The sequence below is a fragment of the Pseudomonas sp. SIMBA_068 genome (assembly GCF_046534705.1).
GTDB classification, from domain to species: Bacteria; Pseudomonadota; Gammaproteobacteria; order Pseudomonadales; family Pseudomonadaceae; genus Aquipseudomonas; species Aquipseudomonas putida.
Genome location: NZ_JAWRYI010000519.1, coordinates 1 through 272, shown reverse-complemented (window position 1 = coordinate 272; position 272 = coordinate 1). Strand labels below are relative to the sequence as shown.

The following is a 272-nucleotide window of genomic DNA, read 5'->3' as shown; positions in this document are numbered from 1 at the left end:
AACGTACGTAACGCAATATGGTCGTTAATTATGTCGTTTTTTTGGGTTGAACCTAAAAGGTCATGAATTTTATCTGCCGATGGAGTAACTGCTAAATAGTTATCCCATAGGTTTTCAAATAATGTATTTACGTTGGTATGCATGTTAAATCCTTAAAAATGGGTATTATTCTATTACTAAGCCAGGTGCTAAAGTTTGCGGTAAATTCACTTTTTCTGATTCAACCGACGCAACAGGGTAAGCGCAGTAATCTGCAGCATAATATGCGCTAG

At 36.4% G+C, this 272-nt stretch carries 1 protein-coding gene; it reads right to left on the bottom strand.

Annotated features, from left to right (window positions below):
* Positions 1-165 precede the first annotated feature (165 nt).
* Positions 166-272 (bottom strand): hypothetical protein (locus SB756_RS30205; RefSeq protein ID WP_410913251.1); only part of this gene is annotated, 107 nt, incomplete at its 5' end.